The sequence below is a fragment of the Mesorhizobium sp. M0772 genome, from assembly GCF_040320135.1.
In the GTDB taxonomy this organism is placed as follows: Bacteria; Pseudomonadota; Alphaproteobacteria; order Rhizobiales; family Rhizobiaceae; genus Mesorhizobium.
Window position 1 is genome coordinate 18323 of sequence record NZ_JAMYPB010000016.1, and the last position, 14963, is coordinate 33285.

The 14963-nt window shown below is 64.5% G+C and carries 15 protein-coding genes; 8 read left to right on the forward strand and 7 right to left on the reverse strand.

The window, feature by feature from the left end; genetic code table 11:
- The first annotated feature begins 329 nt into the window (after positions 1-329).
- A complete protein-coding gene (locus tag NKI06_RS13395) occupies positions 330-1550 on the forward strand; it encodes a helix-turn-helix domain-containing protein (protein WP_352985698.1) in 1221 nt (406 codons plus the stop codon).
- Between the two features lie 29 nt (positions 1551-1579).
- A complete protein-coding gene (locus tag NKI06_RS13400; protein WP_352985700.1) occupies positions 1580-2212 on the forward strand; it encodes a Vgb family protein in 633 nt (210 codons plus the stop codon).
- A 52-nt stretch (positions 2213-2264) separates the two neighbouring features.
- Here NKI06_RS13400 and NKI06_RS13405 read toward each other — a convergent pair whose 3' ends face one another.
- The gene (locus NKI06_RS13405) at positions 2265-2570 is read right to left on the reverse strand and encodes a hypothetical protein (RefSeq protein ID WP_023689804.1); all 306 of its coding nucleotides are present in this window, start codon (positions 2568-2570) and stop codon (positions 2265-2267) included.
- Positions 2571-2855: 285 nt separating this feature from the next.
- Between NKI06_RS13405 and NKI06_RS13410 the strand changes: the two genes are divergently transcribed.
- Positions 2856-3200, forward strand: coding sequence for a PQ-loop domain-containing transporter (locus NKI06_RS13410; RefSeq protein WP_023673886.1), 345 nt, complete (start codon positions 2856-2858; stop codon positions 3198-3200).
- Between the two features lie 37 nt (positions 3201-3237).
- On the opposite strand, the gene NKI06_RS13415 is transcribed toward NKI06_RS13410, so the two are convergent.
- Positions 3238-3969 (reverse strand): DUF2270 domain-containing protein, encoded by a 732-nt coding sequence (locus NKI06_RS13415; RefSeq protein WP_352985702.1) that lies wholly within the window; start codon positions 3967-3969, stop codon positions 3238-3240.
- 238 nt (positions 3970-4207) lie between these two features.
- Here NKI06_RS13415 and NKI06_RS13420 point away from each other — a divergent pair, with 238 nt between their 5' ends.
- A complete protein-coding gene (locus NKI06_RS13420; protein ID WP_352810869.1) occupies positions 4208-6502 on the forward strand; it encodes a cation:proton antiporter domain-containing protein in 2295 nt (764 codons plus the stop codon).
- Positions 6503-6531: 29 nt separating this feature from the next.
- Here NKI06_RS13420 and NKI06_RS13425 read toward each other — a convergent pair whose 3' ends face one another.
- Complete coding sequence (locus tag NKI06_RS13425; protein WP_352985705.1) at positions 6532-7740, reverse strand: MFS transporter; 1209 nt, start codon at positions 7738-7740, stop codon at positions 6532-6534.
- Positions 7741-7986: 246 nt separating this feature from the next.
- On the opposite strand from NKI06_RS13425, the gene NKI06_RS13430 reads away from it, so the two are divergent.
- Positions 7987-8415, forward strand: coding sequence for a VOC family protein (locus NKI06_RS13430; RefSeq protein WP_352985794.1), 429 nt, complete (start codon positions 7987-7989; stop codon positions 8413-8415).
- 95 nt (positions 8416-8510) lie between these two features.
- Here NKI06_RS13430 and NKI06_RS13435 read toward each other — a convergent pair whose 3' ends face one another.
- The gene (locus NKI06_RS13435; protein WP_352985707.1) at positions 8511-9098 is read right to left on the reverse strand and encodes a dihydrofolate reductase family protein; all 588 of its coding nucleotides are present in this window, start codon (positions 9096-9098) and stop codon (positions 8511-8513) included.
- A 136-nt stretch (positions 9099-9234) separates the two neighbouring features.
- Here NKI06_RS13435 and NKI06_RS13440 point away from each other — a divergent pair, with 136 nt between their 5' ends.
- The gene (locus tag NKI06_RS13440; RefSeq protein ID WP_352985709.1) at positions 9235-9651 is read left to right on the forward strand and encodes a winged helix-turn-helix transcriptional regulator; all 417 of its coding nucleotides are present in this window, start codon (positions 9235-9237) and stop codon (positions 9649-9651) included.
- Positions 9652-10107: 456 nt separating this feature from the next.
- Positions 10108-11211 (forward strand): flavin-containing monooxygenase, encoded by a 1104-nt coding sequence (locus NKI06_RS13445; protein ID WP_352985711.1) that lies wholly within the window; start codon positions 10108-10110, stop codon positions 11209-11211.
- Between the two features lie 58 nt (positions 11212-11269).
- Here the strand turns inward: NKI06_RS13445 and gcvA are convergent, their stop codons facing one another.
- Positions 11270-12169, reverse strand: coding sequence for a transcriptional regulator GcvA (gene gcvA / locus NKI06_RS13450; RefSeq protein ID WP_023685899.1), 900 nt, complete (start codon positions 12167-12169; stop codon positions 11270-11272).
- Positions 12170-12286: 117 nt separating this feature from the next.
- On the opposite strand from gcvA, the gene NKI06_RS13455 reads away from it, so the two are divergent.
- On the forward strand, positions 12287-12991 hold the full coding sequence (locus tag NKI06_RS13455; protein ID WP_023819075.1) for an SDR family oxidoreductase: 705 nt from the start codon (positions 12287-12289) through the stop codon (positions 12989-12991).
- A 31-nt stretch (positions 12992-13022) separates the two neighbouring features.
- On the opposite strand, the gene NKI06_RS13460 is transcribed toward NKI06_RS13455, so the two are convergent.
- Together NKI06_RS13460 and NKI06_RS13465 are read right to left on the reverse strand one after the other, a co-directional pair.
- Positions 13023-13925: a carbohydrate ABC transporter permease gene (locus NKI06_RS13460; protein WP_023673469.1), complete on the reverse strand. Its 903-nt coding sequence runs from the start codon at positions 13923-13925 to the stop codon at positions 13023-13025.
- Between the two features lies 1 nt (position 13926).
- Entirely contained in the window at positions 13927-14826 is a 900-nt protein-coding gene (locus NKI06_RS13465) for a carbohydrate ABC transporter permease (protein ID WP_373432851.1), read from the reverse strand.
- Between the last annotated feature and the right edge of the window lie 137 nt (positions 14827-14963).

The window sequence follows — 14963 nt, forward strand, 5'->3', positions numbered from 1 at the left end:
GGCAGGCTAGGGCCGCGAGGCGGCGAGGGCGGAGTTACAAATGTGACGGCATTTGCAGGCGGGCCACCGCAGCAGGGGTGGCGAGGCCGCACGGTGGGCTCGAAGTCCTCGGAAGCAGGCATGGTCGGTTTTTCCTTATTGAGAAGCTTAACACGACTGTCTGAGATGCTCAGGCTAGCGAATGCGAATATTGCCGTCAACGCAGGCCTGGGCGTCTTCAACCAGTCCAGATGGCTAGGTCGCCGTCCGCGGCTTGCTGCTTGGCGGTGGTGACTTAAGTTAGGGCCGATAAGGGGAGCGGTGGGAGTTACAAATGTGACGGGATTTGCATGGACTCGCTGATCACCGCGGCAGGGCTGGCGCTGGCGGCGGGCAATCCGCTGGCGGCACTCGACCGCGTCGCCTTGCGCGAGGATGCCCCGGCGCTGGCGTTGCGCGGCATTGCCATGGCGCAGCTCGGCGATTTCCATCGCGCCAAAGTACTGTTGCGTAGGGCCGGCCGTGCCTTCGGTCCAAAGGAGGCGGTGGCGCGCGCCAGGTGCGTTGTCGCCGAAGCCGAGATCGCACTTGTTTCGCGTGATCTCGGCTGGCCGTCCAAGGCGCTCGACGCGGCGCGGTCGACATTGGAAAAGCATGGCGACCGGCTGAACGCGGCGCATGCCGGGCATCTCAAAGTGCGCCGCCTGCTGCTGATCGGCCGCCTCGACGAGGCTGAAGACGTGCTGGCTGGGCTCGATCCGTCGCCGCTTCCGCCGGCCTCACGCGCCGCGCATGAACTCGCGGTTGCCGGCATCGCCATGCGGCGCCTGAAGACGAAGGCCGCGCGCGCAGCCCTTGAGTGGGCGCGCCATGCCGCCCGCCGGGCCGGCATTCCGGGTCTTATGGCGGAGGTCGACAGCGCCTTCCTGGCGCTGGAGCCGCCGGCGGCGCGGCTGATCGCAGGCGGCGAGGAGCATCCGCTGTTGCTCGAAGAGGTCGAAGCGCTGCAGGCGTCGCGCGCGCTGGTCGTCGATACGTTCCGCTATATCGTGCACAAGCAGGAAACAACGATCTCGCTGGCAACGAGGCCGGTGCTGTTTGCGCTGGCGCGCGCGCTTGCCGAAGCCTGGCCGGCGGATGTGCCGAGGGCGACGCTGATTGCCCGCGCCTTTGGCGGCCGGCATGCCGATGAATCGCATCGCGCCAGGCTGCGGGTCGAGATCGGCCGGCTGCGCGCCGAATTGCGGCCGCTGGCGGGCATAGGCGCGACCAGCCAGGGCTTTGCGCTAAAGCCGCGCGAAGCAGGCTCCGTGGCGGTGCTGGCGCGGCCGATCGAGGAGCGGCACGCCGCGGTGCTGGCCTTCCTGGCTGATGGTGAATCCTGGGCCAGCTCGGGGTTGGCGCTGGCGCTGGGCGCCGGACAGCGAAGCGTACAGCGGGCGCTCGAGCAGTTGGCCGAGACCGGCAAAGTGCAGTCCTTCGGCCACGGCCGGGCGCGGCGCTGGATGACGCCACCGGTCGCTGGTTTCACGACCACCTTGTTACTCCCGTCGCCGCTGCCGAACGGCTAGGAAAGGTGACCATGATCGAGGACCAGGACATGAAACATTCAGCAGCGGAAATCCTGCGCGAATACGGGCCCTTTCCTGATGTCGACACCGTGCACGGCGTGAGCTTCGACGGACAGAATGTCTGGTTTGCGACGGGCGAGCGGCTGACCGCCTTCGATCCGGCAAGCGGTGAGACGCTGCGCTCGATCGATGTCGCCGCCCATGCCGGCACCGCCTATGACGGCCGACATCTGTTTCAGCTCGCCGGGGACCGCATCCAGAAGATCGACCCGGATACCGGCAAGGTGCTCTCCATCATCCCGGCGCCCGGCGGCGGCCGCGATTCCGGCATGACCTGGGCCGAGGGCACGCTCTGGGTGGGGCAAAACCGGGAGCGCAAGATCCACCAGATCGATCCCGAGACCGGGAAAATCCTGCGGACCATCGACTCAAACCGCTTCGTCACCGGAGTGACCTGGGTCGATGGCGAGCTCTGGCACGGCACCTGGGAAGGCGACCAGAGCGATGTCCGGCGCGTCGATCCGCAAAGCGGAAAGGTGCTGGAACGGTTCGACATGCCGGCAGGGGTGGGCGTTTCCGGGCTCGAATCCGACGGCGGCGACCGCTTCTTCTGCGGCAGCGGCCCCGGCGGCATGGTGCGATCAGTGCGTCGGCCGAAGTAAGGCCGTCAAGTATTGGGCCGGCAGCATATTTCCTACGGTCATCCCGCCGAGATCATATCCCGGAGCCGTCGAGCAGCGGGACGTCTTCGCCTTGCCACGGACTTGGCATTGAAGCCCGGCTCAGATTGGCCGTCGGCAGCGGCATCCAGCATTTCAACTCCGGTTCGGGGTATTCGATCACCCGTCCTGGCGACGAATCGGAAGAGCGCCAGCCCTCCGTGCCGAACTGGTCGGCGCGCGACCAGTAAGCGAGGTCGACCTCGGCCGGCCCCTGTTCCGATGGCCTGACCGTGACCAGGATGCGGCTGCCGTCCTTGGGCGCGCTCGCCATGTGCCGCCAGCGATCGGGTTCGTCCATTCTCATGTCCTCCTGCACGTTGCAGGGATAGTCGCCGCGCTCTTGGCAGCGGTCAACCCGAACTTTGCCCAAGCACGAGATCTGTTTAGCACTCCCGCGCCGTCGGCCGAAACAGGATCTGGTTCATGTCGACCTCGTCGGGCTGGCTCACGGCGAACGGCCCACATGGCGAAAGAATCCGAGTGCCGGGCCGCAACAGGAAAATCGAAGCCGGCATGTGAACGGGCTCACATGCCGCCACTGCAAGGAACGCTATGGGACGTCCGGCCATGACAGGGGTTTCGGATGACACTTGCTGATCTGTCTTTTTATCTTTTCACTATTTTCAATGGCTTGCGCGTGGTGTCCTACCTGCCGCAGATCGTGCGGGTGGCCCGGGACAGGCACGGGGCGTCGGCGATTTCCTACGCGACCTGGCTGTTGTGGACAGGCGCCAACGCCACGACGGGACTCTACGCCCACATCAATCTGAACGATCCCGCTCTGGCGGCGATCAACTGGCTGAACGCCGTATGCTGCGTGCTGGTCATCGCGCTCACCGCCTACAAGCGCCATCGCGCACGGCTTCCGGTTGAGGAAGCCGCAAGCCGGTCGGAAGCGACCGCTCTGATGGTCGACAATGTCTGCTGAAGATCACCGCGGCAGATTGCGCTTTTCGAGGCCGCTCTCAGACATGCACGGTGCCATGCGAAAGCTCGCCATCGTCGCTTGAGATGAGGAAAGCGGCTGCGAGCAGGCCGACATAGAACAGCCCGACCATGCACGCGACATAGATGCCTGGAACCGGGCCGAGCTGCGCCACGCGCGCGGCGTCGAGAAATGACGCGCCCAAGCCTATCGGCGACCCTTCGCGCTGCAGACTGGGCGTCGTGATCTTCAGCACCCACGCCAGCATCAGGATCGTGTACATGAAAATGTAGTTGCGGCGCAGCCGGCGCACCAACGCCGCGCGTTGCGAGATCAGGAAGCGCGGCGAACGCAGGCCTTCGCCGACGATGGCCAGCCAGTTGGAGGCGTAGTCGGGCTGCGGCGAGAAGATCTGCGCGAAATAATAGCGCTCGAACTGGCGCACCCTGGCCCGGTAGACGTCGAAGAAACGATAGCGCCGCGCCTCGATCCATAGCAGCAGCGTGATCAGCAGCATGGCAAAGAGCAGCACCCCGTGATGGGCGCTGGGCGTCGAGAGTGAGACTGAGAGCATGGCGGCGACGACAGTAATCGCCCAGTTGCTGGTACGGTCCAGCCGGTCGCGCCAGCCGGCCATGCGGGCGATTTCGGCGCGGTGGAAATGCGACATGGTGGCCACGAATTCCGATGAGGTGAGCTTCAGCGCGAACGCATCAGACGCCCGCGGCGCTGCAGCCGCTTCGTCGGTTTTCACGGTCTTGACCTGGGACATCCCTTGCCATGCGCCTCCCAACGCCATGGCCGGCCGAAACGACGCCGGTCATCCCCATCTGCGCAACGCGCAATCGGTTGAAAATGTTCCGTCGCCGGCCCGGGTCTCGGCGGTTTATCCGCAGTCAGATAGGCCTGTTATGCGATTCAGGTAATGAGGAACCTGCGGCGCGCCAAGGGAGCGTGGCGTGCAACCGATCTCGCCCGCAAACGTTATACCGGGCACGATGAGGGGGTGCATGTCCTTCGTGGTCAACCGGCGCCGGCCGGTCGCGCTTGCCGCGGCAGCTTTCGCATTCATCCCGGCCGCATCGTTGGCAGCCGAAAAGACCGGCATGTCCAGCGAGGGCATTTTCGTTCTCGAAATCCTCCTTCTGCTTCTCGTCGGCCGCGGCATCGGCGAATTGCTGGAGCGTCTCGGCCAGCCGGCGGTGATGGGTCAGCTCATCGGCGGCATCCTGCTCGGGCCATCGCTGCTCGGCTGGCTATTGCCGGAAGCAGAACGCGTGATCTTTTCAGGCGACGCCACCCAAAAGAGCATGATCAGCGCCATCGCCCAGCTCGGCGTGTTGATGCTTCTGTTGCTCACCGGGATGGAGACGGATCTGCGGCTGGTGCGCAGGGTCGGCCGTGCGTGCTTTTCCATCTCCGCCGCGGGCGTCGCCGTGCCTTTCGCGCTCGGCTTCACCGCCGCACAGTTCATGCCGGCCTCGCTGCTGGCCGACGGAACCGAGCGCATTGTCGCCGGTCTCTTCCTCGGCACGGCGCTGTCGATCTCCTCGGTCAAGATCGTCGCCATGGTGGTGCGCGAGATGAACTTCATGCGCCGCGATCTCGGTCAGATCATCGTCTCGTCGGCCATCATCGAGGACACGATCGGCTGGGTGATCATCGCCATCACCATCGGCATCGCCACCAAGGGGCGCATCGAGCTCGGCAGCCTTGCCTTCACCATTGTCGGCGTCGCCGCCTTCATGGGGTTTTCCTTCACGATTGGCCGCCGCATCGTCTTCGACGCCATCCGCTGGACCAACGATACGTTCCGCAGCGAATACGCCGTCGTCACCGTCATTCTCGCCATCATGGGCGCAATGGCGCTGATCACCGATCTGATCGGCGTCCACACCGTGCTCGGCGCCTTCGTCGCCGGCATACTGGTTGGGGAATCGCCGATCCTGTCGCGTCATATCGAAGGGCAATTGCGCGGCGTCATCATGGCGCTGTTCATGCCGGTTTTCTTCGGCGTCGCCGGCCTTTCGGCGGATCTCACCGTGCTTGTCGACCACGAGCTTGCGCTACTCACGGCCGCTTTGGTGCTGATCGCCAGCTTCGGCAAATTCGCCGGCGCCTTCATCGGCGCCGAGCTTGCCGGCTTGAGCCGCAAGGAAGGCATCGCCGTCGGTTGCGGCATGAACGCGCGCGGCTCGACCGAAGTCATCGTCGCCTCTATTGGCCTGTCGATCGGCGTTCTGTCGCACAATCTTTTCACCATGATCGTGACCATGGCCGTCATCACCACGCTCGCCATGCCGCCGACCTTGCGTTGGGCACTCGGCCGCTTGCCGATGGGCGAGAACGAGAAGAAGCGTCTGGAGCGCGAGGAGATCGACCAACGCGGCTTCATCGCCAATCTGGAACGACTGCTGGTGGTGACCGATGAGGGCGCTGTCGGCCGCTTTGCTGCTTACCTCGCAGGAGTCGTGGGCGCCGGCAGGCCGACGACGGTGCTGCATGCCCGAGGCGAGGGGGAGGAGGCCGAGCCCGGCACGGATGCGAAGCTCGAGCCGATCGAAAAGGGTGCCGAGGACAGCCGCGAGGCCGCCAGGAGTTCGGACGAGGAGCTGGCCCGCGCGGCGCCTGTCACGCGGCGCCACGAGGCCGAGCTTTCGGCCGAAACGGTTGCCAAGGAGGCGCGCAAAGGCTATGGGCTGCTGCTGATCGGGCTCGGCCGCGCGGTCACCTCGAAAGGTGGGTTTACCCGCCGCATCAACGAGATCGCCGGCGCCTTCGAGGGTCCGCTATGCCTGGTGCTGAAGGCGACCGGCGCCGGCCGCCAAATGCCAAGGCTAGGACCTGAAGGCGGGAAGATTCTGGTTCCGGTCAACGGCACCGCGATCGCCCGCCGGGGTGCCGAAATGGCACTGGCGATTGCAGCGGTCACGGGTGCGCGGGTCAAGATACTTTATGTCGCGCGCGTCGGCCGCGACGAACCGCGCGACACTGTCTCGCATCGCCACAGGGAGGCGGTGCTGAAGGATACCGTCGCGCTAGCCGACCGCTATGGCGTCGAGATCGAGACGGCCATCCGCAGCCGGGCCGCCGCCGCCGATGCCATTGCCCGCCAGGCCGGCAGGGCGGCGGCGCTGATCGTCATGGGCGTGGCGCGGCGCCCTGGCGAGGAACTCTTCTTTGGCGAGACGACCACCGGCGTGCTGCAGCGCTGCCAATGCCCGGTGGTGCTGATCTCGGACGCCAGGCTCAGCCGCGACGACGAGGGCAGGGAAGAGCTGCGCTCGGGAACGGCGACAGGGTGATGAGTATTTCCCCTCGAGGGAAATTTCGCTCACGTCGCCTGCAGCCTCTCTCGGCCGGGCTGCGGCGGGAAGGCGATGGCGATGCCGGCAGCACCGAGGCCGATCAGCGCCGAGCCGATGAACAGCCAGGAATAGCTGGCATAGGCGTCGAAGATCATGCCGCCGGCGAGCGGGCCGAACGACATGCCGAGGCTGGACAACAGGGTCGCGGCGCCAAGTATCGTGCCGATGATGCGTGGCCCGAAATAGTCGCGCGCCAGAACCGCATAGAGCGGCATGACGCCGCCATATGTGGCGCCGAAGATGATCGCCAGGAGATAGAACTGCTCGAGATTGCCGACGGCGAGATAGGCGGCGATCACCACCGCCTGGATGGCGAGGCCCACGATCAGCACCGGCTTGGCGCCCAACCTGTCGCCGAGCACGCCGTAGAGCACGCGCCCGCCAAGGCCGGCAAGGCCCTCGACGCTGTAGATCGACACGGCTGCCATCGGCGCCACGCCGCACGACATGGCATAGCTCACCATGTGGAAGATCGGCCCCGAATGCGCCGCGCAACAGGCGAAGAAGGTCATGCCCAGCACCAGGAATTGCGGCGAGCGCAGCGCCTGGCCGACTGACATGCCGGGGGCCGCGGCAGGCGCGGGCGCGCTGCCATCCGCTGCCGCGACCGCCGCCGACGGCTGGCGCACCAGGAAGACGGCCGGCAGCAACAGCACCCAGGCCATGATCCCGATGTCGAACATGGCGGTACGCCAGTCATAGGCCGTGATCAGCCAGCGCGCGAAGGGCGAAATGGTCATCGGCGCCACGCCCATGCCGGCCGAGACCAGCGACACGGCCAGGCTGCGATGGGTCTCGAACCAGGCGGTGGTCAGCGCGATCATCGGCGCGAAGAAGGCGCTGGCCGCCAGCCCGACGATGACGCCATAGCTCAGCTGGAAGACCAGCAGCGATTGGGCTCGGCTCGCCACCACCAGCGACAGGCCGAGCAGCACCGCGCCGGCAAAAACCACCGGGCGGGCGCCGACACGGTCATAGATGGCGCCCCAGGCGAAACCGCCTGCACCCATCACCAAGAAATTCAGCGTCATGGCGCTGGAAATGCCGGTTCGCGACCAGTTGGTGTCGAGCGCCATCGGCTCGAGAAAGATCGCCAGCGAAAACATCGCGCCGAGCGCCACACAGGTCATCAGCGCGCCGCACGCGACGATCACCCAACGGTAGGAATTGTTCATGCTCTTCTCCCGAGATCGGTTTCGATGCGGCGCCACTCGCTCCAGCTCCGTTGCGCCGCTTGCGTCCGAAGGACGTTGGCGGGATTTCGAATCCGACAATCCGGTTGCATTTTTTATCCGGTCTGCGTGGAAGTCCATCCGGATATGACAAAAGCAGGGTGTAAGGCTGCCAAGCGCGCCGACAAGATAGACTGCCGAATTGACGAGCCGCTCCGCGGCACTAGCTTTGTGGTCTCGCGACGGGAGATATCGCTCATGGAACTGCATCGCGGCCGCCTCATCGACCACGTCCAGCTGGTGGTCAGGGACCTCAAGGCGAGCCGGGGCTTCTATGAAGCCGCCTTCAAGGTGCTCGGCATTCCGATCGGCGGCGAGGCCGAGGACTATTTCTGGGCCGACGAACTGTTCATCTCAAGCCTCGACAGCCGGGCGGCGAGGGGACAACTGACCGGGCGCCATCATCTGGCCTTCCAGGCCAGGGATAACGCCATGGTCGATGCGTTCTACAAGGCCGGCCTCGATGCCGGCGGCGCCGACAATGGCGCGCCGGGTGAGCGGCCCTACCACCCCGGCTACTACGCCGCCTTCCTGCTCGACCCCGACGGCAACAACATCGAGGCGGTGTTTCACGGGCCGGCAAAGCGAAGTGCCGCTTCGGTCGAGATCAATTTCTAGCGCAGGTTCACGAGGAGCGGGTTGCGGTGATCCGTCCGGAGTTCTCGTAAAAACAAAGAGTTGAAGCGGTCCACGGATTCAATCGCTGAACTGCTTCACATTGCCGGCGCGTAGCGGTTCACCACCATTCCGCAGGCATAGGCTTTAGAGCCGAGCAGGCGCAATTTCCGGAAGCCGCCACGGTCGAAAATCCGCTCGCCGTCGCCCAGCGCGGCCGGATTGATGAACAGCTGGAACTCATCGACCAACCCCGCTGCAATCAGCGCCGAGGCAAAGCCGGCGCCGCCGAATACCGCCATGTCGCCTTCACCTTCAGCTTTCAGGGCCTTGACCTCGCGCGGCAGGTCGCCGCTGGCAAGCGTCGTGCGCTCCCACCGCGATGCCGCGAGCTTGTCGCTCAGCACCACCTTGCGCGCCTCGACGATGCGCTGCGCAAAGGCGTAGAAGGGATCGCGCTGATAGTTTTTTGCCGCATTGCCCCAATGGGTTAGATAGCCTTCTTCGGCCATCTTGCGGCTGAGCAGAATGGTATCGATGCCGGCGAACACCGCGTTGAAATCCTGCTTCAAGTCGTCGTCCCACGGGCAGTTGGCGCCCCATTCCCAGAGCTGCCAGTGCTCATCGCCGGCCGCGCCGACAAAACCGTCGACCGATATCTGCATCTGCAGGATCAGTTTTCTCATCGTCGTTCTCCTGATTGAGCTCTGGTGTCACCAGCGCCAGGTCAGGCGGCGTTGGTTATTGCTTTACTTTCGGAACCATTGACATGAGTGAAAAATGATGTCAATAGTAAAGTGATTTAAAAATGGAAGCATTTGAATGTCGACCAGGCAAAGATCCGGCTGTCCCATCAGCCTATCGCTCGAATTGCTCGGTGACCGCTGGACGCTGCTGATCATCCGCGACATGATTTTCGCGGAAAAAAGGCACTTCCGGGAGTTCCTGCTATCAGGCGAAGGCATCTCGTCACGCACGCTGGCCGAGCGGCTGCAGACCTTGCAGGATGAGGGCATCGTCACCAGAAGCGACGACCCCACGCACAAGCTCAAGGCGATCTACAAGCTGACGGAGGCGGGCATCGACCTGTTGCCGGTGCTGGCGACGCTCGGCGCCTGGGGCAGCAAGTACCGCAACGCCGATGACGAGCTGGCAAGGATCGCCGACGAACTGGCCGCGGGCGGCGAGGCGGGCATGGAGCAGATAAAGAAGAAGCTGCGCGCCGAGCATATCGGCTAGCGAGCAAGGCCAGCCCTCCCTTCGGGCCGATGGCGGGCTAGATCGACACGACGTCGCGCAGCCTCACCCTTCCCATCCCGCAAATCGCTGTGGCCGGAGCCATGTCTGCTTCGGATTGCCATCGCCCGAACCACGGCCTCTTCCAGCCAGCGCGCGGTGGCGGGGGCGGCATGCATGCCGATTGGGCCCATGCCGCCATGCACGTAGAGCTCTTCGACCGCGGTGCGGCCGGCGACAGGCAGCCCGTCCGACAGCATGGGCGATTGCCGGGATAGACATTCGTCACCGGGGGTGAGCCGAGACCGGCCAGGATGCGCAGCGTGCGCGCCGCGATGCGAAGGCGTCTCGGCGCTAGCGCGCCGATCCACCTTCTCCAACAAGGGGAGAAGGTGAGGCGCGCCTTGTCCCGCCTGCGCTTCTACGCGTAGCCTAAGGAGCTAGCGGGAGGAGAATCGCTTGGACACCACTGTCGTTATTGTCGGCGCCGGGCCCGCCGGCCTTGCGGTCGGTGCCTGCCTGAAGCGGGCAGGAGTGGATTTCATCCTGCTCGAAAAATCGCAGGAGATCGCGCCCGCCTGGCGGCGGCACTATCGGCGGCTGCATCTGCATACGGTCAAGTCGTTCTCGTCGCTGCCGTTCCTGCCCTTTCCCAAAAATTATCCGCGCTACGTGCCGCGCGAAATGGTGGTCCGCTATCTCGACGACTACGCGGAAAAATTCGATCTGCGCCCGCGCTTCGGTGTGACGGTGAAAGCCATTCGCCTCGGGGACGGCGGTTTTCTGGTCGAGACAGGATCGGACAACCTCAAGGCGCGCCATGTCGTTATCGCCAGCGGTAACAATGCCGAGCCGATCATCCCCCGGCTCCCTGCCATCGAGGCTTTCAAGGGCGAGGTGCTGCACAGCGCCGACTATACGCAAGCGGCGCCTTTTGCCGGCCGCTCGGTGCTGATCGTCGGCATGGGCAACACCGGCGCCGAGATCGCGCTCGACTTGGCGGAAAGTGGCGCGCGTCCGACCATTTCGGTGCGCAAGGGCGTCCACATCGTGCCGCGCCAGCTGTTTGGCGTGCCGATCCAGATGGTCGGCATCGCCAGCCGGCCAATGCCGCAGGCGCTGAACGACTGGATGTTTCCGATCATCCTCGATTTCGCGCTGGGCAAGCTCGAGAAATACGGCATCGTCAGGCCGAAACAGGGCATCCTGCAACAGATCGACGAAGTCGGCCGCATCCCGGTCATCGACGTCGGCACGGTCGACGCCATCACCAAAGGCGCCATCAAGATCGCGCCCGACATAGCGGGCTTCACCGAGCGCGGCGCTGCGTTCACCGACGGCAGGCAGGAAAATTTCGACGCCGTCATCCTCGCCACCGGCTATCGCCCGGGCTACGAAAAGTTTCTGCCCGTGGAATTGCAGCCGGAGCGCAGTGGCGTCAACGCCCGCGCCTCGCAACTCGGCCTCTACCTCGTCGGCTTCTACAATCCGGTCACCGGTCTGCTCAGGGAAATTGGACGCGAGGCGAAGGCAGTGGCGGCCGACATTGCTCGGCGAAGCTGAAAGGGGCGGCGTCGGCCAAGCTGCGGATCTCCCGCCTTGCGGGGAGATCGGCTATCCATCACAGCCCCGCCGCGTCGCCCTCATCGAGCAGCCATTGCCGCACGGCTTGCGTCGGTTCTGGGTGCCGTTGCTTGCGCGGCATCACGACATAGAAATCGTGCGTCCCACGCATCTCTGCGTTGATCGGCTGCACCAGCCGGCCGGCGGCAATGTCGGCAGCGACGAGAAACCGGCTGGCCAGCGCGATGCCCTGGCCGGCAATGGCGGCGTCGATCGCGAGGCCTGTCTGGTTGAAGCGCATGCGTTTGGCCTCGGTGGCCATCTTCAGCCCGAGCGCTCTCTCCATGAATTCCGGCCACAGATTGTGCGCGTCGTGCAACAGGACATGATGCTGGATATCGGCCGTCGCGATCTCGTTCGCCTCGGTAGGCAGCAGGGCAGGGCTGCAGATGGCGACGATCTGCTGTGGGAACAACAGGTCGACCATCAGGCCGGCGCCGAAGGGCGGGCGGCCTTGCCTGACCGCAATGTCGACGCCGTCGGCCTGAAAACTCGACAGGCTTTGGCTGGCCAGGATGCGCAAATCGACGAGCGGGTTGTGGGCGACGAACTCCGGCAGTTTGGGGATCAGCCATTTGGTGGCAAAGCTCGGCGTGACGCTGATCGTCAGCCGCGCCGGCTCGGGCCGCAACAGCAGCGTTGCCTCGGAGATCAGCTCGAAGGCGCGGCGAATGTTCGGCGCATAGGCACGTCCCTCATCGGTCAGCGCCAGGCCGCGCGGCAGCCGGTCGAACAGCTTTGCGCCGAGATCCGCCTCCAGCCCGCGTATATGCTGCGCCACCGCCCCTTGCGTCACGTTCAGCTCCTGCGCGGCGATGCGGAAGTTGAGATGACGCGCGGCGGCTTCGAAGGCACGCAGCGCATTCAACGGCGGCAGGCTCAGGAAGGCTTCGGGCATGCAGGAGTTTTTCTACAGCTTGATTTCAGGCTTTCTGGTTCGAACCAGATGGCAAGACCGGCTATATCATCCTTTGAAGTCGCGAGACACACGCCGCAAAACCCCAAGGAGAGAAAAATGAGTGTAGAAAAAGTGGCAGTCGTCGTCGCGGGTGGCAGCGGTATGGGCGCGGCGGCGGCCAAGCGGCTGGCGGCGGACGGGTTCAAGGTCGCGATCCTGTCGTCCTCCGGTAAGGGCGAGGCTCTGGCCAAGGAGCTTGGCGGCCTCGGCGTCACCGGCTCCAACCAGTCGAATGACGATCTGCAGCGGCTCGCCGATCTGACGCTCGAGCGCTTCGGCCGCATCGACGTGCTGGTCAACAGCGGCGGCCACGGGCCACGCGCGCCGATCCTCGAAATCACCGACGAGCAGTGGCACACCGGTCTCGACGTCTATCTGATGAACGTCATCCGGCCGGTGCGCATCGTGGCGCCGCAGATGGTCAAGCAGAAGGCCGGCGCCATCATCAACATCTCGACCGCCTGGGTGGTCGAGCCGAGCCCGATGTTCCCGACATCCGCCGTGTTCCGCGCCGGTCTTGCCGCCTACACCAAGATCTTCGCCAACACCTACGCCGCCGACAATGTGCGCATGAACAATGTGCTGCCCGGCTGGATCGACAGCCTGCCGGCCACCGAGGAGCGCCGCGACAGCGTGCCGATGCAGCGCTACGGCACCTCGGAGGAAATTGCCGCGACCATCGCCTTCCTCGCTTCCGAAGGTGCGGGCTACATTACCGGCCAGAACATCCGCGTCGACGGCGGCATCATCGGCGCGATCTGACCGCGCCGGTCGCCTCGCGTGAGCCGGCGCGTCACTCCTTCACCGCGCCGGTCATCGACGAGACATAGTGCTCGACGAAGAACGAATAGAGCACCACCACCGGCAGCGAGCCGATCAGCGCTCCCGCCATCAGCGCCCCCCATTCGTAGACGTCGGAGCGCACCAACTCGGTCAGCACACCCACCGGCACGGTCTTGTTTTCCGAGGACTGGATGAATGTCAGCGCATAGATGAACTCGTTCCATGACAGGGTGAAGGCGAATATGCCGGCGGAGATCAGGCCGGGCACCGACAGCGGCAGCACGATCTTGGTGAGGATCTGCCACCGGCTCGCTCCGTCTATCAGCGCGCATTCTTCCAGTTCGAACGGGATGGAGCGGAAGTAACCCATCAACAGCCACGTGCAGAACGGCACCAGGAAGGTCGGATAGGTAAGGATGAGCGCGAAGGGCGTGTCGTAGAGCCCGAGGTTGAACACCATTACCGACAGCGGAATGAACAGGATCGAGGGCGGCACCAGATAGGCGAGGAAGATGCCGAGGCCGACCTGCCGCGCCCCGGAAAACCGCAGCCGCTCGATCGCATAGGCGGCGAACACCGACGCCAGCAGCGACAGGAAAGTAGCGGCGGTCGAGATGATGATCGTGTTGAGCAGCCAGCCCGGATAGGAGGTCTCGAACAGGAGATAGCGGATATGCTCCAATGTCGGATGCACCACCCAGAACGGATTGAACTGCGCATAGTCGGTCATCTCGAGATTGGGCTTAACCGCCGTGATCGTCATCCAGTAAAACGGAAACAACAGCACGAAGACGAACACCAGCAGCGGCAGATAGACCGTCACCACGCGGCGCGGCAGGCTCTGCAGGTAGCCCATGCCGCCTTCGTCGATATCCCCACGTTTCGCCTTCCTTGTCGCGGCCGTCTTGACCATGTCAGTCTCCGCCGCCTTGTTGCCATTTGCGGCGTTGCAGGCCGAAATAGCTGAACAGGATCGCCGCCAGCAGGAACGGGATCATGGCCACCGCGATGGCCGCGCCCTCGCCAAGCTGGCCGCCGGAAATGCCGCGCTGGAAAGACAATGTCGCCATCAGATGCGTGGCATTCACCGGTCCGCCCCGGGTCAGCACGTAGATCAGCTGGAAATCGGTGAAAGTGAACAGCACCGAGAAGGTCATGGTGATGGCGATGATCGGCGTCAGCAGCGGCAGAGTCACATAACGAAACAACTGCCAGCGACTGGCGCCGTCGAGCGTGGCCGCCTCGTAGAGCGACTGCGGAATGGTCTGCAGGCCGGCGAGCAGCGTGATGGCGACGAAAGGAATGCCGCGCCAGACGTTGGCGGCGATGACCGAAGCGCGCGCATTCTCCGGATCGCCGAGGAAATTGATGCGGTGGTCGATCAGGCCCATTTGCTGCAGCGCCCAGGACAGGATGGAGAACTGCGAATCGTAGATCCACCAGAAGGCGATGGCTGACAGTACAGTGGGCACCACCCAGGGCAGCAGGACTATCGCGCGGAAGAACGATTTGAACGGCAGGTTTTCATTGAGGATGAGCGCCAGCCACAGGCCGAGCACGAACTTCAGGATCGAGGCGCTGACCGTGTAGAGCAGCGTGTTGAAGACGGAGAGCCAGAAGACGTTGTCATTCCAAAGGTACTGATAATTCTCGACGCCGATGAAGATGCCGGGGCGGCCGATCCGGGCATCGGTGAAACCGAGCCAGACGCCCAGCCCGAGCGGATAGGTCAGGAAGACCAGCAGCAGCGCCGCCGCCGGCAGCATGAAGCCGAAGCCCAGCGCGTTGCGGCTTTCGGAGATCCGCGAAAGCATCGACGGACGCGGCTGGGCGGCAACGGACGGCACGGCCATGGAGGGCTCCTCATCGGGGAATCAGGTCACGGCGTCAACGGCCGCCATGGGATTGTGCGACGGGCCGGGCAGCGCACTAGACGCTGCCCGGCGGTGCC